Source organism: Nocardioides sp. CER19, from assembly GCF_029846275.1.
Classification (GTDB): Bacteria; Actinomycetota; Actinomycetes; order Propionibacteriales; family Nocardioidaceae; genus Nocardioides.
This window is the reverse complement of the sequence record NZ_JARVWS010000001.1, coordinates 377,349-397,096: the sequence shown is the minus strand read 5'-3', so window position 1 is coordinate 397,096 and position 19,748 is coordinate 377,349. Positions and strand designations below refer to the sequence as shown.

General features: G+C 72.4%; 17 protein-coding genes. 6 read left to right on the top strand and 11 right to left on the bottom strand.

Annotated features, from left to right (window positions below; all coding sequences use genetic code 11):
* Positions 1-63: 63 nt before the first annotated feature.
* On the top strand, positions 64-1,533 hold the full coding sequence (locus tag QDS12_RS02005; protein WP_279876534.1) for an amidohydrolase family protein: 1,470 nt from the start codon (positions 64-66) through the stop codon (positions 1,531-1,533).
* Here QDS12_RS02005 and QDS12_RS02000 read toward each other — a convergent pair.
* The 5 genes from QDS12_RS02000 to hppD form a co-directional block, all read right to left on the bottom strand.
* The gene (locus QDS12_RS02000; protein WP_279876533.1) at positions 1,526-2,524 is read right to left on the bottom strand and encodes an NAD-dependent epimerase/dehydratase family protein; all 999 of its coding nucleotides are present in this window, start codon (positions 2,522-2,524) and stop codon (positions 1,526-1,528) included. The two genes, QDS12_RS02005 and QDS12_RS02000, sit on opposite strands and share 8 nt — an antisense overlap.
* A gap of 262 nt (positions 2,525-2,786) precedes the next feature.
* Complete coding sequence (gene fahA, locus QDS12_RS01995; RefSeq protein WP_279876532.1) at positions 2,787-3,965, bottom strand: fumarylacetoacetase; 1,179 nt, start codon at positions 3,963-3,965, stop codon at positions 2,787-2,789.
* Positions 3,962-4,789 (bottom strand): hypothetical protein, encoded by an 828-nt coding sequence (locus tag QDS12_RS01990; RefSeq protein WP_279876531.1) that lies wholly within the window; start codon positions 4,787-4,789, stop codon positions 3,962-3,964. Before QDS12_RS01990 ends, fahA begins: the two co-directional genes overlap by 4 nt.
* Positions 4,786-6,036: a homogentisate 1,2-dioxygenase domain-containing protein gene (locus QDS12_RS01985; RefSeq protein ID WP_279876530.1), complete on the bottom strand. Its 1,251-nt coding sequence runs from the start codon at positions 6,034-6,036 to the stop codon at positions 4,786-4,788. The genes QDS12_RS01990 and QDS12_RS01985 overlap by 4 nt, the downstream gene beginning before the upstream one ends.
* 55 nt (positions 6,037-6,091) lie before the next feature.
* The gene (gene hppD / locus QDS12_RS01980; RefSeq protein ID WP_279876529.1) at positions 6,092-7,297 is read right to left on the bottom strand and encodes a 4-hydroxyphenylpyruvate dioxygenase; all 1,206 of its coding nucleotides are present in this window, start codon (positions 7,295-7,297) and stop codon (positions 6,092-6,094) included.
* Between the two features lie 120 nt (positions 7,298-7,417).
* Between hppD and QDS12_RS01975 the strand changes: the two genes are divergently transcribed.
* Both QDS12_RS01975 and QDS12_RS01970 read left to right on the top strand, forming a co-directional pair.
* On the top strand, positions 7,418-7,915 hold the full coding sequence (locus QDS12_RS01975) for an Lrp/AsnC family transcriptional regulator (protein WP_279876528.1): 498 nt from the start codon (positions 7,418-7,420) through the stop codon (positions 7,913-7,915).
* Positions 7,916-7,996: 81 nt separating this feature from the next.
* Positions 7,997-8,749, top strand: coding sequence for a hypothetical protein (locus QDS12_RS01970; protein WP_279876527.1), 753 nt, complete (start codon positions 7,997-7,999; stop codon positions 8,747-8,749).
* On the opposite strand, the gene lhgO is transcribed toward QDS12_RS01970, so the two are convergent.
* On the bottom strand, positions 8,736-9,947 hold the full coding sequence (gene lhgO, locus QDS12_RS01965) for an L-2-hydroxyglutarate oxidase (RefSeq protein ID WP_279876526.1): 1,212 nt from the start codon (positions 9,945-9,947) through the stop codon (positions 8,736-8,738). The two genes, QDS12_RS01970 and lhgO, sit on opposite strands and share 14 nt — an antisense overlap.
* A 70-nt stretch (positions 9,948-10,017) precedes the next feature.
* Positions 10,018-10,971, bottom strand: coding sequence for a helix-turn-helix domain-containing protein (locus QDS12_RS01960; RefSeq protein WP_279876525.1), 954 nt, complete (start codon positions 10,969-10,971; stop codon positions 10,018-10,020).
* Positions 10,972-11,041: 70 nt separating this feature from the next.
* Here QDS12_RS01960 and QDS12_RS01955 point away from each other — a divergent pair, with 70 nt between their 5' ends.
* Entirely contained in the window at positions 11,042-12,091 is a 1,050-nt protein-coding gene (locus QDS12_RS01955) for a saccharopine dehydrogenase NADP-binding domain-containing protein (RefSeq protein ID WP_279876524.1), read from the top strand.
* Here the strand turns inward: QDS12_RS01955 and QDS12_RS01950 are convergent.
* The gene (locus QDS12_RS01950) at positions 12,062-13,102 is read right to left on the bottom strand and encodes a DUF3533 domain-containing protein (RefSeq protein ID WP_279876523.1); all 1,041 of its coding nucleotides are present in this window, start codon (positions 13,100-13,102) and stop codon (positions 12,062-12,064) included. The genes QDS12_RS01955 and QDS12_RS01950 overlap by 30 nt on opposite strands.
* Before the next feature lie 88 nt (positions 13,103-13,190).
* Here QDS12_RS01950 and QDS12_RS01945 point away from each other — a divergent pair, with 88 nt between their 5' ends.
* Positions 13,191-13,736: a helix-turn-helix domain containing protein gene (locus QDS12_RS01945; RefSeq protein ID WP_279876521.1), complete on the top strand. Its 546-nt coding sequence runs from the start codon at positions 13,191-13,193 to the stop codon at positions 13,734-13,736.
* A gap of 291 nt (positions 13,737-14,027) precedes the next feature.
* Here the strand turns inward: QDS12_RS01945 and QDS12_RS01940 are convergent, their stop codons facing one another.
* Entirely contained in the window at positions 14,028-15,971 is a 1,944-nt protein-coding gene (locus tag QDS12_RS01940; RefSeq protein WP_279876520.1) for an acetoacetate--CoA ligase, read from the bottom strand.
* 42 nt (positions 15,972-16,013) lie between these two features.
* A complete protein-coding gene (locus QDS12_RS01935) occupies positions 16,014-17,072 on the bottom strand; it encodes a biotin/lipoate A/B protein ligase family protein (protein ID WP_279876519.1) in 1,059 nt (352 codons plus the stop codon).
* Between the two features lie 139 nt (positions 17,073-17,211).
* Between QDS12_RS01935 and QDS12_RS01930 the strand changes: the two genes are divergently transcribed.
* Positions 17,212-18,552: an FAD-dependent oxidoreductase gene (locus QDS12_RS01930; protein WP_279876518.1), complete on the top strand. Its 1,341-nt coding sequence runs from the start codon at positions 17,212-17,214 to the stop codon at positions 18,550-18,552.
* 167 nt (positions 18,553-18,719) lie between these two features.
* On the opposite strand, the gene QDS12_RS01925 is transcribed toward QDS12_RS01930, so the two are convergent.
* The gene (locus QDS12_RS01925) at positions 18,720-19,736 is read right to left on the bottom strand and encodes an adenosine deaminase (protein ID WP_279876517.1); all 1,017 of its coding nucleotides are present in this window, start codon (positions 19,734-19,736) and stop codon (positions 18,720-18,722) included.
* Positions 19,737-19,748: the final 12 nt, after the last annotated feature.

The following is a 19,748-nucleotide window of genomic DNA, read 5'->3' as shown; positions in this document are numbered from 1 at the left end:
CGGCGCCTCGAGTTGTCCAAACGTCCAGTGAGGGGTCGATGGCGCGCAGTGTTGGATAGCGGGGTGCTGATTCTCCGCGGCGGACGCGTGGTCGACCCGCGCTCCGGGACAGAGCAGGTTGGCGACGTGGCGGTGGAGGGCGGACGGGTCGTGGCCGTCGGCCCCTCGCTCGCCCACCCCGGGGCGACCGAGGTCGACGTGTCGGGGCTCGTGGTGGGGCCCGGCTTCGTCGACCTGCACAGCCACGTGCACTCCATCGCGGGTCAGCGCCTGCAGGCGCTGGACGGCGTGACGGCGACCCTCGACCTCGAGGCCGGGCTGATGCCCGTCGAGAAGGCGTACGCCCGGGCCGCGGCCGACGGGCGCCCGCTCCACTACGGCTTCTCGGCCTCGTGGGGAGACGCCCGGGCGGCGGTCCATCTCGGCGTCACCCCTGACGCCGACCTGCAGGCCTCGCTGGTCATGCTGGGCGACCCGGCCTGGCAGCGGACCTCCTCCCCGAGCGAGCGGGCCGCCTGGCTGCGCCTGCTCGAGGCCGAGCTGGAGGCCGGCGCCCTCGGCATCGGTGTCCTCATGGGCTACGCGCCGCGCTCGGACCCGGACGAGTTCCTCGACGTGGCGAGGCTGGCGGCACGCACCGGCACGGCGACGTTCACGCACGTGCGCGAGATCGTCGAGGCTGACCCCACGACGCCGATCGACGGGTCGCTCGAGATCACCCGCGCCGCCGCCGAGACCGGTGCCGCCATGCACCACTGCCACGTCAACAGCACCTCGCGCCGCCACGTCGACCGCGTGCTCGGCCTGCTCGACACCGCCCGGTCCAACGGCTCCCGGGTCACGGTCGAGGCCTACCCCTACGGCGCCGGCAGCACCGCGATCGGCGCGTTCTTCCTCGCCCCCGAACGGCTGGCCGCGTGGGGACTGACGCCGTCGTCGCTCACGATGGTCGCGACCGGCGAGCGGATCGCGTCGGTCGCGCGGTTGGCGGAGCTCCGGGCGGCCGACCCGGGTGCCGTCTGCGTCGTCGCGTTCCTCGACGAGGAGGACCCCGAGGACGCCGCCCTGCTGCAGCGCTCGCTCTCCTTCCCTGACTCGATCGTCGCGAGCGACGCGATGCACGTCGAGTGGTCGGACGGGTCGACCGACAGCCGCGAGTGGCCGCTGCCGCCGGGCGGTCAGACCCATCCGCGCACCGCCGGCACCTTCGCCCGCTCCCTGCGGCGGATGGTCCTCGAGACCGGTGCCTGGTCGTGGGCGGAGGCTTTCCGCCGCTGCTCCTACCTGCCCGCGCAGGTGGTCGCCGGCTTCGCGCCGTCGGCCCGCGGGAAGGGCTGGGTCGGCGCCGGCTCGGACGCCGACCTGGTCGTGCTCGACCCGCGAACGATCAGCGACAGCGCGACGTACGTCGACCCGACGCGGCCCTCGGTCGGCGTACGCCACCTGCTGGTCGACGGCACGTTCGTGGTGCGCGACGGAGCCCTGGACCCGGAGGCGTTCCCGGGTCGCCCGATCCGGGCGTCGCTCAGCTGACCTCGTCCGCGGCGACCCGGTCGAGCAGCGCGAGCTCCTCGGCGCGGCTCATGCCGGTGACCGGCGCCTCCGGCTCGTCGCGGAGCCAGTCCAGCGTGTCGCGGACGGTCTCGGCGAGCGGCCGCGGGGCCAGCCCCGCGGTCAGCGAGGCGCCGACATCGCGGGCCATGAAGCCCTCGTAGCCCGGCTCGCCGATCCACAGCGGGAGCGAGCCGGGCCCGCTCCACTCGCGCACACCTGCCTCGACCAGTCGCTTCGTCGGCACCCAGCGGGTGTCGAGGTCGGCACCGACGCCCTCTGCGAGCGCCGCGAGGAACGCCTCCCGCGTGATCGGCGCGGCGTTGCCGTCGTACGCACCGGTCCAGCCGGCCTCCGCGGCGTCCAGGATCCACGCCGCGAGGTCGCGTACGTCGATCGCCTGCACCGGGTCGTCGGGCTCGCCCGGGACGAGCAGCGGACCCCCGTCAGCGGCGGCGGCCGCGGCGTGGGACGGCCAGTAGGCGAACCGGCCCGACGTGTCGTGCGGCCCGACGATCAGGCCCGGCCTGACGATGAACGCCCGCCTCGCCCCCCGCTGCACGAGCCGCTCGCAGGCGACCTTCATCCGGCCGTAGGCCTCGGGCGAGGACGCGGGGTCGAGGTCCTCGTCGATCGGCTCCTTGAGCGCCGACCGCGCGGTCCCGCCGGCCGTCCCCTCGTCGGCGTAGACGTTGCAGGTCGACACGAACGACCAGTGCGCGTCCGGGAACGCGTGGACCGCGCGGCGCACGTACGACGGCAGCCGGGCGACGTCGACGACGGCATCGGGCTCCAGGGCGGTGAGCTCGCCCGGCGGCTCCTCGCTCCGGTCCCACGGGACCATCCGCGCGCCGTCGGGCGCGTGTCCGCTGCTGCCGCGGGCGGCGCAGACGACGTCGTGCCCGCGGGCGACCGCCTGCGCGGCGATCTCATGGCTGAGGAAGACGGTGCCGCCGAGGACGAGGATGCGCATGGCTCACCTCAGCATTCGACGGCCGCTGCTGGCCAGCGACTTCTGCCGACGGCAGAGGAAGGTCTCGATACGCCGTCGCTCGTCCCTCGCGACGGCTACTCGACCAGCGAACCGCAGCCCTCCGCTGGTCGAGTAGCCCGAGCCGCTAGGCGAGGGCGTATCGAGACCTGCGTCGTCTCCCGCGGTCCGCCCATTCCGATCGCCGCTGCGCCCACCCAGCATCAACCGTCCACCCCGCCCCGGGGGGTTGACCACTCCCCGCTCAGTGGACAGCGGGCAGGATCCGCCCCCGCGCCTCCCCGAACCCGATCCGCGTCCCACCGACCCCGGGGGCGGTGGCGCGGAGGACGACCTCGTCCCCGTCCTCGAGGAACGTCCGCGATCGACCCGCGACGGTGACCGGCTCCGACCCGCCCCAGGTCAGCTCGATGAACGCACCGCGCTCGTGGCGCGACGGGCCCGACACGGTCCCGGAGGCGAACAGGTCGCCGGTACGCGTCGGGGCGCCGTTGACGGTGAGGTGGGCGAGCATCTGGGCGGGCGACCAGTACATGGCGGCGTACGGCGGCCGCGAGACGACCTCGCCGTTCCACTCGACCTCCAGCGAGATGTCGAGCCCCCACGGCGGTGACATCTCGAGGTAGGGCAGCACGCTCGGCGCCTGTGGCGGTACCGGCACGCGGGCGGCGTCCAGCGCCGCCAGCGGGACGACCCACGGCGACACCGTCGATGCGAAGGACTTGCCGAGGTTCGGACCCAGTGGGACGTACTCCCACGCCTGGATGTCGCGCGCCGACCAGTCGTTGAAGAGCACGACGCCGAAGAGATGGTCGTCGGCCGACGACGCCGGGATGGGGCTCCCCATCGGGTTGCCGCGGCCGACGATGAAGCCGACCTCCGCCTCGATGTCGAGCCGCGTCGACGGCCCGAACACCGGAGCGGTCGCCCCGGCGGGCAGCCGCTGGCCGGACGGTCGCACGATGTCGGTGCCGGACACGACGACGGACGCGGAGCGGCCGTGGTAGCCGACCGGCAGGTGCTTCCAGTTCGGCATCAGCGGCTCGGGGCTGTCCGGCCGGAACAGTCGGCCGAGGTTCGAGGCGTGGTGCTCGGAGGCGTAGAAGTCGACGTAGTCGGCGACCTCGAACGGCAGGTGCAGGGTCACGTCGGAGACCGCGTGCACCGCCTCGTCGGGTACGTCGCCCGACAGCGCCGACCGCAGCCGCGATCGCACGTCGTCCCACCGCCCGCGCCCCTGAGCCATGAACGGGTTGAGCGACGGCGCCGCGAACGTCGGGTCGTCCAGGAGCAGGCACAGGTCGACGACGAAGTCACCGAACCGCGTCCCCACCCGCGGTGACCGGCCCGGCACCGAGTAGACGCCGTAGGGCAGGTTGGTCAGCCCGAAGAGGTCGTCCTCGGGCACGGACAGGCGCGTCACGCGGGCGCCCCGGCCGGCTCGGCGAGGAGCCCGAGCTCGGCGAGCTCCCCGACGGGCTCGATGATGCTGCAGGTCCCGAACGACCGGAACCACCGGCGCACCGACGCGTCGACGTGCCGTACGCCGGCCACCACCCGCGCCGGATCGCGCTCGGCGAGCAGCCGGGCCACCTCCGCCGGCTGGGCGCCCCGACGGGCCGCCGCCGTCGCGACGAGCAGGTTGAGGAACCCGTGCTGCTCGAAACCGGTGGCGCGGTCGGTGTTGCGCACGGCGTGGTGCAGCCCGGCCGTGGCCTTGAACGGGACGCCCGCCCGAACCGTTGCGACGACCACCGACGCCAGCTCCTTCTCCGACGGGTGAGCGTCGGCGCTCATCCCGCCGGTGCGCAGCTTGGCCGCGAAGCCCACCTCGGCCAGTGCGGCGAGCAGCTGGCCCCGGCGCTGGTCGCGCGGCAGCTCGACGAAGACCCCGGGGCTGTCCGTGTGGTGCCCGACGACGTCGACCGCCTCGCCCGCCGACATGTCCTCGGGCAACGCCACCTCGACGGCGACGACCCGGACCGCCGGGATCGCGGCGGCCCGGTCCAGCGCCTCGCCGAGCGCCGGGACGGGCGCGACGAGGGACACCTCGAAGCAACCGGGCCGCAGCACGTCGACGACGCGCGCCAGCTCGTCGAGGGCGGCCGCGCCGACCACGAACGGACCGACCAGCTCGCCGTACCCGGCCTGACGGTGCGACAGGTGGGCGGGCACCGCCTGGTCGAGCGGCAGGTCGCCCGGCGGGAAGATCGCTGCATCGTCGAGCAGTCCCCGGAAGACGTTCATCCGTCGGTCGCCCCATCGGTCCCTGAAGAGCCGAGGGACGAGGCGTCTCGAAGGGCTCCGCGGTCGCCGCGGGCCCACGAGTAGGCGTAGACGCCGTCGTCGGAGGCCTGCGCCGCCTCCCCCAGCTCGAGCGGGCGGAACGTGTCGACCATGACCGCCAGCTCGTCGAAGAACTCGGCGCCGATCGAACGCTCGTAGGCGCCGGGCTGGGGTCCGTGCGGGTAGCCGCCGGGGTGCAGGCTGATCGACCCCTGCCCGATCCCCGAGCCCTTGCGGGCCTCGTAGTCGCCGCCGCAGTAGAACATCACCTCGTCGGAGTCGACGTTCGAGTGGTAGTAGGGCACCGGGATCGACAGCGGGTGGTAGTCCACCTTGCGGGGCACGAAGTTGCAGATCACGAAGTTGTTGCCCTCGAAGACCTGGTGCGCCGGCGGCGGCTGGTGCACCTTGCCGGTGATCGGCATGAAGTCACGGACGTTGAAGGCGTACGGGTAGAGGCAGCCGTCCCACCCGACGACGTCGAACGGGTGGTGCGGGAGCGTGTGGACGGTGCCGGCCAGCCCGCCCGGGCCCGGCCTGCGGTGCTTGATGAGCACCTCGACGTCCGAGCCCTCGACGACCCGTGGCGCGCTCGGCGGGCGCAGGTCGCGCTCGCAGAACGGGGCGTGCTCGAGGAACTGGCCGTACTTCGACAGGTAGCGCCGGGCCGGCGCGATGTGGGAGTTGGCCTCGATGGCGTAGATGCGCACGCTGCCGTCCGGCACGATCCGGTACGTCGTCGCACGCGGGACGATCGCGTAGTCGCCCTCGCCCACCGGCAGGTCGCCGAAGACCGTCTCCACCACCGCCGACCCGGCCTCGATGTAGAGGCACTCGTCACCGATGGCGTTGCGGTAGTAGGGCGAGGCCACGTCGGCCACGACGTAGGAGATCCGGACGTCGGCGTTGCCCAGCAGCAGCCGCCGGCCGGTCACCCCGTCCACGCCGCTCGCGCCCTCCTCGAACAGCTTGTGCGTCGAGAGGTGCCGCGGCGTCAGCGGGTGGTTCGGCACGAGAGCCTGGTCGGGCAGCTCCCAGGTGCGGTACTCGACGATCGCCGACGGAACGTTGACGTGGTAGAGCAGTGCCGAGTCGGACGAGAAGCCCTCCTCGCCCATCAGCTCCTCGAAGTAGAGCCGCCCGTCGGGCGAGCGGTGCTGGGTGTGGCGCTTGGGCGGGACGTCCCCCGCCGACCGGTAGTAGGCCATCGCTCTTCCTGTTCGCTGGTCGAGCCGTCGGATCGCTGGTCGAGCCTGTCGAGACCTAGAAGTTGCCCCGACGCTCCTGCTCGCGCTCGATCGCCTCGAAGAGGGCCTTGAAGTTGCCCTTCCCGAAGCCGAGCGAGCCGTGCCGCTCGATGAACTCGAAGAACACCGTAGGCCGATCGCCGAGCGGCTTGGTGAAGATCTGCAGGAGATAGCCGTCCTCGTCACGGTCGACCAGGATGCCGCGCTTCTGCAGCTCCTCGATCGGGACGCGGACCTCACCGATCCGCGCGCGCAGCTCCGGGTCCTCGTAGTAGGAGTCGGGCGTCGACAGGAACTCCACGCCCTCGGCGGTCAGCACGTCGACGGTCTGGAGGATGTCGTTGGTCGCCAGCGCGAGGTGCTGGGCACCCGGGCCCTCGTAGAACTCGAGGAACTCGTCGATCTGCGACTTCTTCGCAGCGACCGCCGGCTCGTTGAGCGGGAACTTGACGCGGTGGTTGCCGCTGGCCACGACCTTCGACATGAGCGCCGAGTAGTCGGTGGCGATGTCGTCGCCGATGAACTCGGCCATGTTGGTGAAGCCCATGACGCGGTTGTAGAACGCGACCCACTCGTCCATCTTGCCGAGCTCGACGTTGCCGACGATGTGGTCGAGGGCCTGGAAGACGCGCTTCGGCGCGCCGTCGCGCTTGCGGAAGGAGGAGCTGCGGGCGACGTAGCCCGGCAGGTAGGGACCGTCGTAGCGGCTGCGGTCGACGAGCGTGTGACGGGTCTCGCCGTACGCCGCGATGGCGCCGACGCGCACGGTGCCGTGCTCGTCGGTCACGTCGTGGGGCTCCTCGACGACCGTCGCGCCCTGGGCACGGGCGTGCTCGATGCACTTGTCCACGTCCGGGACCTCGAGCGCGATGTCGATGATCCCGTCGCCGTGGCGGGCGTGGTGCTGGGCGATCGGGCTGCCCGAGGTGACGCCGCCCTTGACGACGAACCGCACGCCGCCGCTGCGCAGCACGAACGCGACGTGGTCGCGATTGCCGGTCTCGGGTCCCGAGTAGGCGACCAGCTCCATGCCGAAGGCCGACTGGAAGAAGTGCGCGCTCTGCGTCGCGTTGCCGACCGCCCAGACGGCGGCGTCCCAGCCGTTGACCGGGAAGGGGTCGCTGGCCGGGTCGTGCTCGACGAGACCGACGAGCTGCTTGAGCGTGTCGAGGTCGAGGTCGGCGAGCTTCTCTTCACTGGTGAGGGTGTCCACGAGCGTCATGAGCGACAGTCAAGTGATCGTCGTGTGATGGCGGCAACATGCCCATCCGATGCTGGCCAAAGTGCCCAAACTGTCGCCCTGCACCTGTCAGGGGCTGCGCAGGTTGCCTAGTTTGATCCCATGACATCTCTTGACGAGCTCGACGTCGCCCTGCTCGAGGCGCTCCGCGACCATCCGCGGATCGGCGACCTGGAGCTGTCCCGGATCACGAAGGTCGCCCGCGCGACCGTCCAGAGCCGCTTGCGCCGCCTCACCGAGGGCGGCGTCGTCCGCGACTGGGCGCCGACCGTCGACGTCGCCGCGGCCGGCTTCCCGGTGCAGGCACTCGTGACGCTCGAGATCGCACAGGGAGCCCTGGACGAGGTCCGTGCCGACCTGGTCGCGATCCCCGAGGTGCTCGAGGCACATGTCACGACCGGGTCCTTCGACGTGCTGTGCCGGGTCGCCACGGCGTCGCACGCCCAGCTCCAGGACGTGCTCGTCCGGATCGACCAGGCGGCGTCGGTGCGCCGGTCCACGAGCGTGGTCGTGCTGTCCGAGCTGATCGCCCCGCGCCAGCTTCCCCTCCTCGAGACGCGCGCGACGCCGGCGAGCCGCCCTCCTGCCTACCGGCACTGACATCACCCGGTCCGGCGGAGCGCCATCCGGGTCGGACGGGTCCACACTGACGGAAGAGCATCGTCTGAGGAGGGCAGACACATGCATCTCTCTTTCGCAGCACTCGTCGCCGCCGCCGCAGTCGCCTCCGTCGTCGTCACCGGCGCCGACGCCAGCACGTCGCATCGACACCCCGGCCACGACCGTACGGTCGTCACGGGCCCCGTCTCGCCGGACCCGGTGAACTTCGGGGTGCCCGTCGCCAACCCGTGGTTCCCACTGGTCCCGGGCACGACGACGATCCTGCGCGGGACCGATGAGGGCCAGTCGTTCCGGGAGCGCGTCCACGTCACCCACCGGACTCGCGTCGTCCAGAGGGGCATCACCGCCCGGGTCGTGCGGGACGTGTTGCGGCGTACGGACGGCAGCCTCGCCGAGCGGACCTTCGACTGGTACGCCACGGACAACGACGGCAACGTCTGGTACTTCGGCGAGCGGACCGCCACCTACGGCGCGAACGGCCGGCTCGAGAGCCGCGAGGGGAGCTGGCAGGCCGGGGTCCACGGTGCCGTCGCGGGCCTCGTCATGCCAGGGGTCCCGCGGGCGACCGCCGCCTACCGGCAGGAGCTGTGGCGTGGCCACGCCGAGGACCAGGCCTGGATCGTCGGCTTCGCCCGGACGGTGGTCACCCCGATGCGGGCCTTCCACCACGTCGTCCGCACGTTCGAGTGGTCCCGGCTCGAGCCCGGCGTCATCTCGGCCAAGCTCTATGCGCAGGGCGTCGGCATCGTGCGGGAGGAGGACCTCGTGGGTGGCAGCGAGAGGTTCGAGGTGGTCGCGGTCAGGCACCACTGACCGGCGCTCTGCCCTCCATCCGGTCGACGACGAGTTCCGCGATCGCCAGGCTCGACGTGGCCGCCGGCGAGGGGGCGTTGCGGACGCTGGTGATCCGGTCGTCGGAGTGGATGACGAAGTCGTCGACCAGGGAGCCGTCCGCGTCGAGCGCCTGCGCCCGCAGCCCCATCCCCGCCCGTACGACGTCGGCCACACCGATCTCGGGCACGTAGCGCCGGGCCGCGTCCATGTAGGCGCGCCGCGACAGCACGCCACGCAGCTCGGTCAGGCCGGTTCGCCAGTGCTCGCCGGCGAACCGCCAGAAGCCCGGCCACGCCAGCGTGTCGCCGAGGTCGCGAGCGGCGAAGGAGGCCCGCCGGTAGCCGTCCCGGCTGAGCGCCAGGAAGGCGTTGGGGCCGACCTCCAGGGTGCCGTCGACGCGGCGGGTGAAGTGGACGCCCAGGAACGGGTAGCGCGGGTCGGGCACCGGGTAGACCATGCCGCGGACCAGCTCCTGCTTCTCCTCGGACACCCGCATGTACTCGCCGCGGAACGGCACGATCCGCGGCGCCTTCGGCCCGCCGACCAGCTCGCCGAGCCGGTCGGACTGGAGGCCGCCGCAGACGACGAGCCGGTCGACGCGCATGGTCGACCCCCCGGCCGTCACCGCGATCCCGCCGGCCACGCGGTCGACGGCTGTCACCTCGGCGCCAAGCAGCACCTCGCCGTACGCCGCCCGGATCTCCTGTGCCAGCGTCTCCGCGACGGCCGGGTAGTCGACGATCCCGGTCGCCGGTGAGTGCAGCGCGGCGATGCCGAACGCGTGCGGCTCGACCTCGGTGATCTCGGCGCCCTGCAGGCGGCGCAGCCCGGGTACGCCGTTCTCGCGCGCCGTCTTCTCCAGCGCGTCGAAGCGTGGCATCTCCGCGGGGTCGACGGCGACGACGAGCTTGCCGCAGCGCCGGTAGGGGATGGCGTGCTGGGCGACGTACTCCTCCAGGAGGCCGCGGCCACGGGTGCACAGCTGCGCCTTCAGGCTCCCGGGACGGTAGTAGATGCCGGCGTGGACGACGCCGGAGTTGTGCCCGGTCTGGTGCGCGGCGAGGCGGTCCTCCTTCTCGAGGACGAGCACCCGCGTGCCGGGACGGCGCCGCACCAGCTCGCGGCCGACGGCCAGCCCGATGATGCCGCCGCCGACGATGCCGACCGTCTCGTCCATGGCGCCGACGCTAGCGGCGGCGGTCCCCACCCGGCGTGGTCGCACACCGACGTCACCAACATGGGTGTGGTCAGCGGGTGGTGGCCGCCCGGAAGCTGGCCCGGTAGGCGGTCGGCGTCACGCCGACCGCGCGATGGAAGTGGCGGCGCAGGGTGGCCGCGGTCCCCATGCCGCAGCCGGCGGCGACGTGCTCGATGCTGGCGTCCGTGCGCTCGAGGAGCTCACGCGCACGGCCGATCCGCTCCCGGTGGAGCCAGTCGAGCGGGCCGGCCTCCAGCTCGGCCTGCATCCTGCGGGCGAGCTGCCGGGTGCTGAGCCCGGCGTGCTCCGCCAGGTCTCGCACGGTGAGCGGCTGGTCGAGGCGACCGCGCGCCCAGTCGAGCGTGGGGGCGAGGCCGTCCGGGCTGCGTGGCTGGCTCGGCGGCACGATGAACTGCGCCTGCCCGCCGCTGCGGTGGGTGGGGACGACGAGCCGGCGGGCGAGGCCGTTGGCCGCGGCAGCACCGAGGTCGCCGGCGACGAGGTGGAGGCAGAGGTCGAGCGCGGCGGTCTTGCCGGCCGAGGTGAGGACGTCGCCCTCGTCGACGTAGAGCACGTCGGAGCGCACCCGCACCGCCGGGAACCGCCGCGCCAGGTCGTCGGCGTGCATCCAGTGCGTGGCCGCCGCCCGCTTGTCCAGCAGCCCGGCCGCGGCCAGGACGAAGGCCCCCGTGCACAGCGACGCGATCCGGGCACCCCGGTCGTGGGCGCTGCGCAACGCCGCCAGCAGCGCCGGCTCGGGCTCGGCGTCGAGGTCCTCGACGGACGGCACGACGACGAGGTCGGCGTCGGCCATCGCGGCGTACGACGCCGTCGGCAGCTGCGGCAGCCAGCGGTGTGGCGCGCCGTCGGGCGTGCAGACGAGGAGGTCGTACCACTCCCCGCGGGCGGTGAGCTCCGACCGGTCGACGCCGAAGATCTCCGCGGCGATGGCCGTTTCGTAGAGCATCACCGACCCGTGCAGGGCGAGAGCGACGCGGGGCATGTCCGAAACTGTACGCACCAGGTCGTTTCGGACACTCGCCGGGCCTTCGCCGGACGGCGAGGATCCTGCCGTGAACACGAACTCACGGGTCCTGGTCTACGGCGCCACCGGTCACACCGCGCGCTTCGTCATCGACGAGCTGCTGCGACGCGGGCTGACCCCCGTGCTCGGCGGCCGCAACGCCGAGCGCCTCGCGGAGGTCGTGCCCGACCGTGGCCTGGAACGCCGCGTGGTGGGCCTCGACGACCCGGAGCTGCTGGCCCGGGCGGTCTCCGACGTCGGTGCGGTCGTCAACTGTGCCGGTCCCTTCCTCGACACCGCGGTGCCGCTCGCGACGGCCGCGGTCTCCGTCGGCGCGCACTACCTCGACGTGACCGCCGAGCAGCCGGTCGTGCGGGACCTCTACGACCGGCTGGACCGCCCTGCCCGCGCAGCGGGCGTGGGCGTCGTCCCGGCGATGGCCTTCTACGGCGGCCTTGCCGACCTGCTGGTCACGGCGTCGCTCGAGGGCGCGACCGATGCCGACGAGATCGACGTCGCGATCGGTCTCGACCACTGGTGGCCGACGTCGGGCACGCGCCTGACCGGGGTCCGGAACACGTCGGTCCGCCAGGTGATCAGGGACGGACGCCTCGTTCCGCTGACCAGTCCGGCCCCGACGCGCAGCTGGTCCTACCCTGCCCCCTTGGGCGAGCAGCCCGTCGTGGAGCTGCCCTTCTCCGAGGTCATGACGATCGACCGCCACCTCGCGGTCGGCGCGCTCCGCTCCCACCTCAACCTCGCTCCCCTCCAGGAGCTCCGCGACGCCGCCACGCCGGCACCGAGCGCGACGGGCGAGGACGGGCGGTCGGCGCAGCGGTTCGTCGTCGACGTGGTCGTCCGTCGGGGATCCGACACCTCCCGGATCTCAGCCGCGGGCCGGGACATCTACGCCGTGTCGGCGCCGATCGTGGTCGAGGGCGTGGTCCGCATGCTCGAGGGTCGGTACGCGGGCCCCGGAGCGCTCGCCCCGGCACAGGCGTTCGACGCCGACGACGTCCTCACCGCGCTCCGCCGGAGCGCCGCGGGCCTGGTCGTCGAGCGGGACGGCTCAGGCCGCGTTGCTGACGTGCCTGCCTAGCTCGTGGTCCGCGGGCTCCGGCCGCATTCCCGAGGCCGCCAGTGCCACCAGCGTGCCCACGACCGCGTAGCCGGCGATCAGCCAGACGTGCGCGGCGGCGCCGTGGCCGCCGAAGTAGACGATCTCGCGCAGCGCAGTCGTGCCGGCGCCGTTGGGGAGGGCCTGACCGACGTGGCGCCACAGCGCCGGGAGCAGCTCGGTCTGGTAGGCCCCGCCGGCGCTCGGGTTGCCGAGGACCACGAAGAGCAGCACGGTCAGCCCGATGCCGATCGTGCCGAACAGCACCTGCAGCGCCATCGTGACTGTCGCACTCGCGAGGACGAGGAGCATGCCGACGCCGGCGATCGCCCAGAAGTGCCCGGTGAGCGCGCCCAGCCACTGGTCGACGACCAGGGCGCCGGTCAGGCCCGACACGACGGCGTACGGCACCATCGCGCCGAGCCTGATCACGGCCCGCCGGCGGTTCGCCGGGCGCGCGCCCTTCGCGACGCCGAGCAGCGAGGCGACGAGGTAGCCGCCGACGAGCCAGCCGATGCTCAGGTAGAAGCCGGTGAGCCCGCGCGCGTCGCCGTCCTGCAGCGGTACGACGTCGGTCGTGGTGATGGTCCTGCCCTGCTGGGCGCTCACCTGCTGGGCGACCTCCTCGACGGCGGTGGTCAGCGAGGCACCGCGGGCGGTGGCGACGAGGAGGTGGTCCTGCGTCCCGGACGGGTCGACGACGATCGCGGCAGCGAGGGTGCCGTCCTTCAGCCGGTCGCGGGCAGTGCTCTCGTCGGCGACCGGCGCGGCGGTGAGCGGGCTCCCGTCGAGGGCGTTGAGGCGCTCGGCCACGGCCGGCGCCTGGCCGGCCGGCGCGACGACGCCGACGGCCACCTCGTGTGGCGTCGGCTGGTGGAACGCGCCGACGTACGACGCGATGAAGGCGACCTGGACGAACAGGACGCCGAGCACGAGCAGGACGGTGCGCGGCGCGATCGCGTCGCGCAGCTCCTGGGTGAAGGTCGGTCGCACGGTGGACTCCTCATTACGCTACTGTCGGTATCGTTATAGCGACGGTACCGTCCTCGGGATTCCCCGCACGAGCCCGGAGGGGCATGAGATGGAGCACAGGCCCGGTCGTCCGCGACGCGCGGACGTCGACGCCGCGGTGCGCGCGGCGACGGTGCGGCTGGTCCGCGAGCAGGGCTACGCCGGTACCACGCTCGACCAGATCGCACGCGCCGCCGCGGTCGCCAAGACGACCGTCTACCGCCGATGGGACTCCAAGGCCGAGCTCGTCCTCGACGCCCTCGTCGAGGTCCTCGGCGAGCCGCCCCTCCCAACCCATGGCGACGAGCTGCGCGACACCGTCGGCTGGCTGGCCGGGCGGATCAGCGACCCCGCCGCCCACGGACTGCTCGTCGGCCTGGTCGGGGAGGCGGTCGGCAACCCGTCCGTGCGCACGGCCCTGCGGCACCGAATCCGTCAGCCCTTCGAGGACCGCCTCGTCGCCGCGTGGGACGCCGACCCCACCGCCGTCGACCTCGCCTTCGACGTCGTCGTCGGGTCGCTCCTGCACCACGCCGCGCTGTCCGGCGGCATCGACCCCGCGACCGTCGACGCCGTCACCGACGCGGCGCTGCGGCTGCTCGCGCCGGCGGGGTAGTTGCTGCGGCGGCGTCGATTGGTTCATCGAGGTATGCAGCCGAACCACCACTTCCCACGCGGAACTCCGCTGGGGAGGTGCACGTTCGGCTGCATACCTCGACGGACATTCAGCGACGCGACACCCGGGGCGCTCGCGCAGGCGAGCTCGGCGGAGCCACGCGTCGGTTCATCGAGGTATGCAGACGAACCACCACTTCCCACGCGGAACTCCGCTGGGGAGGTGCACATTCGGCTGCATACCTCGACGAACATCCACCGGCGAGACACCCACCGCCCAGCCCCGACCGCCTCAGCCCCGCCGGACCTTCACGAAATCGACGAACCAGTCGAACGCGTCAGGGTTGGCGAGCGCGTCGCGGGCTGCGACCTGGTCGGGGTGAGCGCCGAGGAACAGCTTCTTCACCGGTACCTCGAGGACCTTCCCGGTGAGCGTGCGCGGCACGGCCGGCACGCGTACGACGACGTTGGGCACGTGCCGCGGCGAGCACTCCGCCCGGACGCGCTGCTTGATCGCCGCCACCATGTCGTCGGTCAGCTCGCGGTCGGTGACCACGAAGAGCGGCATCCACGAGTCGGCCGCCGGGTCGGCGTCGGGGATGTCGACGACGAGCGCGTCGGTGACGCCCTCGACGGAGAGCACGGCGGCGTAGATCTCCGCGGTGCCCATCCGGATGCCTCCGCGGTTGATGGTGGCGTCCGAGCGGCCGTGGATGACCGCCGAGCCGTGGTCGGTCAGCTCGATCCAGTCACCGTGGCGCCAGACGCCGGGGAAGAACTCGAAGTAGGCCTCGCGGTAGCGGGCGCCGTCCGGGTCGTTCCAGAAGCCGACCGGCATCGACGGCATCGGCCGGGTGACGACCAGCTCGCCCACCACACCCGTCCCCACCGGGCGGCCGTCCGGTCCCCACGCCTCGAGCGCGACGCCCAGCGAGCGCGCCTGCAGCTCGCCGACGTGCACCGGCAGCGTGGGGACGCCCCCGACGAAGGCGGAGCACACGTCGGTGCCCCCGGAGATCGAGAAGAGCCAGATGTCGCTGCCCAGGTGCTCGTAGACCCACTCGAAGCCGGCGACCGACAGCGGCGACCCGGTGCTGCCGACCGCCCGGATCGCGGAGAGGTCCCGACCGTCGGTCGGCTCGACGCCGAGCTTCATCTGCCCGTGGAGGTAGGCCGCGCTGGTGCCGAAGATCGTGACGCCGGTCCGCTCGGCCACGTCCCAGAGCACGGCCGGGTAGGGACCGGCGGGTGTGCCGTCGTACAGCACGATCTGCGCCTCGGTCAGGAGCACCGAGACCAGGAAGTTCCACATCATCCAGCCGGTCGTGGTGAACCAGAAGACCCGGTCGTCGGGCCGCGCGTCGAGGTGGAGGTATGCCGTCTTGAGGCTCTCGAGCAGGATCCCGCCGTGGCCGTGGACGATCGCCTTCGGCTTCCCGCTGGTGCCGCTCGAGTAGAGGATCCAGAGCGGGTGGTCGAACGGCACTCGCTCGAACTCCAGCGGCTCGTCGGTCGGCAGGAACACCTGGTTCCAGTCGCCGGCCGACTCGTCGAGGTAGCCCAGCGTCACGGTGCGAGTGACGGTCGGCAGGCCGGCGGTCAGCTCCGCGACCGTGTCGCGCCGGTCGAAGTCCCTCCCGCCGTAGCGGTAGCCGTCGACGGCGAGCAGCACCTTCGGCTCGATCTGGTCGAAGCGGTCGAGGACGGTGCTCGAGCCGAAGTCGGGCGAGCAGCTGGACCAGATCGCACCCAGCGACGTGGTCGCGAGCATCGCGGCGAGCGCCTCGGGGATGTTGGGGAGGTAGGCCGCGACGCGGTCCCCGCGGCCGACCCCGAGCCCCTTCAGGCCGGCACGGATGCGGGCCGTCTGCTCCCGGAGATCGGCCCAGGTCCAGACCTGCGCGCCACGGCCGACGTCGCGCAGCTCCGACGCGTGCAGCAGCGCTGTCGCCCCATCGTCCTTGCCCCTGAAGATGTGCTCCGGGTAGGACAGCGACACGTCCGGGAACCACCGGGCGCCCGGCATGGAGTCGTCGGCGAGCACGGTCGTCGGGTCACCGTCCGCGACCACGCCGAAGCGGTCCCAGATCGCCCGCCAGAACTCCTCCGGCCGCTCGACCGACCACCGGCGCAGCGACTCGTAGTCGTCGTACCCCCGCTCGACCTGGAAGGCGTGCAGCGTGGTCGCCTCGATCTGCTCCGGGGTGGGCGTCCAGCGCGGTGTGACGGCGGTCATGGGTCCTTTCCTACCCGATCCCCGCCGTGGTCGCGCCGCCGGTCAGGGAACCCGGGCCAGCCAGGCCGGGTCGCTGAACTTCGTGGCGGCCAGCTCCTCGGCGTCGGCGAGCGTCGCCGCGTCGAGCGGCACCCGCCGCAGTCCGTACGACGCCTCGAACTCGTCCAGCAGGCCCTCGACGACCTTCTCCCGCTCGAGGCCGGTCTGCGCCCGCATCGGGTCGACCCGCTTGGCGGCGCTGCGGGTGCCCTTGTCGGAGAGCTTCTCGCGACCGATCCGCAGGATCTGGAGCATCTTCTCCGCGTCGATGTCGTAGGCCATCGTCACGTGGTGGAGCACCCCGCCGGCGGCCAGCCGCTTCTGCGCGGCTCCGCCGATCTTCCCGAGCGGTGAGGCGATGTCGTTGAGGGGGACGTAGGAGGCGTCGACGCCGAGGGCGCGCAGCCCGCGCAGCACCCAGGCGTCGAGGAAGGCGTAGGACTCCGCGAAGCTCAGCCCGGCGACCAGCGTGCCGGGGACGTAGAGCGAGTAGGTGATCGTGTTGCCCGGCTCGACGAACATCGCGCCTCCGCCCGAGATCCGGCGTACGACGCTGACGCCGTGGCGCTCGGCGGCCTCGCTGTCGACCTCGTTGGCCAGCGACTGGAAGGAGCCGATGATGACCGCGCTCGAGGCCCAGTCCCAGATCCGCAGCGACGGCGTCCGCCGGCCCTCCGCCACCTGGCGAGCGAGCACCTCGTCGAGCGCCATCTGGACCGCTGGCTCGAGCGGGCCGGTCTCGACGAGCTCGAAGTCGTGGTCCTCCCAGGTCGTCGCACGGCCGAGCGCCCGGAGCACCGTGAGCGCGACGTCGCGCGGCTCGAACCCGAGCAGCACGGCACCCTCGGTCGCCTCCGCGACCCGGGCGGTCAGCGTGTCGAACGGGGCGTCGACCGAGATCCCCTCGAGGGAGGAACGGATCCGCTCCAACGCCTCGTCCGGCTCGAGGAAGAAGTCACCGGAGAACACGACGTCGGCCAGCCGGCCGTCCTCCACCCGCGCCGCGACCCGGACCAGCTTGCCGCCCGGGACCTTCCGCTCACCCTGCACCTGAGTCGTCACCCTGGAAGAAGGCGCGAACCGAACTTTCTATGCCCTCTGGGGGCCGCGTCGGGCCCGGTCCGGAGCGTGAGACAACTCTCAGTGGCTGGGAACCCCGTGCAAGTTAGGCTTGCCTTTGCAGCCTCTGGAGGATTGATACATGCGACCCATCCGTGTGGCGGTCGTCGGAGCCGGACCCGCCGGCATCTACGCCGCCGACATCCTGACCCGCGAGCACGAGCAGGCTCAGGTCGACGTGCTCGAACGCCTGCCCGCGCCCTACGGCCTGGTGCGCTACGGCGTCGCCCCCGACCACCCGCGCATCAAGGAGATCATCAAGGCCCTGCGCCGGGTGCTCGACAACGAGCGCATCCGCTTCTTCGGCAACGTCGACTACGGCACCGACCTCAAGCTCGACGACCTGCGCCGCTACTACGACGCGGTCATCTTCGCGACCGGGGCGATGGCCGACCGGGCGCTCGACATCCCGGGCATCGACCTGCCGCAGAGCTACGGCGCGGCCGACTTCGTCTCGTGGTACGCCGGCCACCCCGACGTACAGCGTGACTGGCCGCTCGACGCCGAGTCGGTCGCCGTCCTCGGCGCCGGCAACGTCGCCCTCGACGTCGCCCGGATGCTGGCCAAGCCGGCTGACGAGCAGCTGACGACCGAGATCGCGGAGAACGTCTACCAGGGCCTCAAGGCCAACAAGGCCAAGCAGGTCCACGTCTTCGCGCGCCGCGGCCCGGCACACATCAAGTTCTCGCCGATGGAGCTGCGCGAGCTCTCGCACTCCCCGTCGGTCGACGTGTTCGTCACCGAGGAGGGCTTCGAGATCGACGACGCGGGCCAGGCGGCGATCTCCTCGAGCAAGGGCACCAAGCTCGTCGTCGACACGCTCCTCAAGTACCTCGAGGCCGAGCCCACCGGTGCTCCGCACCAGATCCACATCCACATGATGCAGAACCCCGTCGAGATCATCGGCGAGAACGGCAACGTGGTGGCGATCCGCAGCGAGCGCACCGAGTACAACGGCGACGGCACCGTCCGCGGCACCGGCGAGTTCGTCGAGACGCCGGTCCAGGCCGTCTACCGCGCGGTCGGCTACCTCTCGACCGCGCTGCCCGACGTGCCGTTCGACGACAGCGACGGCGTCATCCCCAACGACGGCGGCCGCGTCCTCGACGACGGCGAGCCGTTCTCCGGCGTCTACGTCACCGGCTGGATCAAGCGCGGCCCGGTGGGCCTCATCGGCCACACCAAGTCGGACGCCAAGGAGACCATCGAGCGGCTCCTCTCCGACGTCGATGGGCTGGCCGCTCCCGAGGTCGCCGGTCCCGAGGCCATCGTCGAGCACCTCGAGTCCCGCGGCGTGGAGTTCACGACCGAGGCCGGCTGGGCGCTCCTCGACGCCCACGAGCTCTCGCTCGGCGAGGCCGCCGGTCGGGAGCGGATCAAGGTCGTCCCCCGCGACGAGATGGTCCGCGTCTCCCGCGCCTGACCCGAACCAGCGGACGAACGGCCCCTCCCACCCGGGAGGGGCCGTTCCTCGTTCGGGTAGCCCGAGCCGTCAGCCCTTCGCCGTTGAGTAGCCCGAGCCGCTGGGCGAGGGCGTAGCGAGACCCCACGCGCGTGGTCTCGCGACGCAGCCTCGCCGGCGCTCGTCGGCTACTCGACCACCGGAGAAACGACGTACGCGTCGATCTCGCCGAGGATCCGCGTCTTGACGTCCTCAGGCGCGAAGGAGACCTGCACCGACGAGCGGGCCAGGTCGGCGATGCCGTCGCGGTCGAGGTCGAGCAGCTCGGCGGCGATCTCGTACTCGCGGTTGAGCGTCGTGTTGAACATCGGCGGGTCGTCGGAGGCGATCGACACGGGTACGCCCGCGTCGACGAACGTGCGCAGCGGGTGCTCCTCGATCGAGGCGACCGCACGGGTCGCGACGTTGGAGGACGGGCAGACCTCGAGCGCGATGCCCTCGCCGGCCAGGTGCTCGAGCAGCGTGAAGTCCTGCGCCGCCGAGGTGCCGTGTCCGATCCGCTCCGCCTTGAGCAGCCGTACGGCGTCCCAGACCGTGTCGGCGCCGGTGGTCTCGCCGCTGTGCGGGACGGAGTGGAGCCCGGCCGCGACCGCGGCCTCGAAGTGCTGCTGGAACTGCGGCCGCGGCACCCCCACCTCGGGGCCGCCGAGCCCGAACCCGACCAGCGCCTCCGGGGCGTGGTCGAGCGCATAGCCCAGCGTCGCGTCGGCGGCTGGGACACCCAGCTCGCCCGGGATGTCGTAGACCCAGCGCAGGACGAGTCCGAAGTCGCGCTCGGCGGCCACGCGGGCGTCCTCGATCGCCTCGGTGTAGGCCTCGATCGGGATGCCGCGGATCACCGAGGTGTGCGGGGTGCAGGTGAGCTCGGCGTACCGCAGCGACTGCGCCTCGGCCATGTCGCGGGCGATCTCGTAGGTCAGGTAGCGCAGGTCCTCAGGGGTCCGCACGAGGTCGACGACGGAGAGGTAGACGTCGATGAAGTGGCCGAAGTCGCGGAACGCGAAGTAGCTGCGCAGCTCCTCGAGGTCCGTCGGCACGACCCCGGGGTGTCGACCGGCCAGCTCGGAGACGATGCGCGGCGAGACGGAGCCGATGTGGTGGACGTGGAGCTCGGCCTTGGGCAGGCCCTGGATGAAGTCACGCACAACCGGATCGTG

What these genes read in the sequence shown, in the direction of transcription:
- QDS12_RS01975 (WP_279876528.1), top strand. Translation starts at nt 7,418, where the DNA reads ATGACATCTCTTGACGAGCTCGACGTCGCCCTGCTCGAGGCGCTCCGC.
- QDS12_RS02000 (WP_279876533.1), bottom strand. Translation starts at nt 2,524, where the DNA reads ATGCGCATCCTCGTCCTCGGCGGCACCGTCTTCCTCAGCCATGAGATC.
- QDS12_RS01930 (WP_279876518.1), top strand. Translation starts at nt 17,212, where the DNA reads ATGCGACCCATCCGTGTGGCGGTCGTCGGAGCCGGACCCGCCGGCATC.
- lhgO (WP_279876526.1), bottom strand. Translation starts at nt 9,947, where the DNA reads ATGGACGAGACGGTCGGCATCGTCGGCGGCGGCATCATCGGGCTGGCC.
- QDS12_RS01940 (WP_279876520.1), bottom strand. Translation starts at nt 15,971, where the DNA reads ATGACCGCCGTCACACCGCGCTGGACGCCCACCCCGGAGCAGATCGAG.
- QDS12_RS01960 (WP_279876525.1), bottom strand. Translation starts at nt 10,971, where the DNA reads ATGCCCCGCGTCGCTCTCGCCCTGCACGGGTCGGTGATGCTCTACGAA.
- QDS12_RS01985 (WP_279876530.1), bottom strand. Translation starts at nt 6,036, where the DNA reads ATGGCCTACTACCGGTCGGCGGGGGACGTCCCGCCCAAGCGCCACACC.
- QDS12_RS01990 (WP_279876531.1), bottom strand. Translation starts at nt 4,789, where the DNA reads ATGAACGTCTTCCGGGGACTGCTCGACGATGCAGCGATCTTCCCGCCG.
- QDS12_RS01945 (WP_279876521.1), top strand. Translation starts at nt 13,191, where the DNA reads ATGGAGCACAGGCCCGGTCGTCCGCGACGCGCGGACGTCGACGCCGCG.
- QDS12_RS01970 (WP_279876527.1), top strand. Translation starts at nt 7,997, where the DNA reads ATGCATCTCTCTTTCGCAGCACTCGTCGCCGCCGCCGCAGTCGCCTCC.
- hppD (WP_279876529.1), bottom strand. Translation starts at nt 7,297, where the DNA reads ATGACGCTCGTGGACACCCTCACCAGTGAAGAGAAGCTCGCCGACCTC.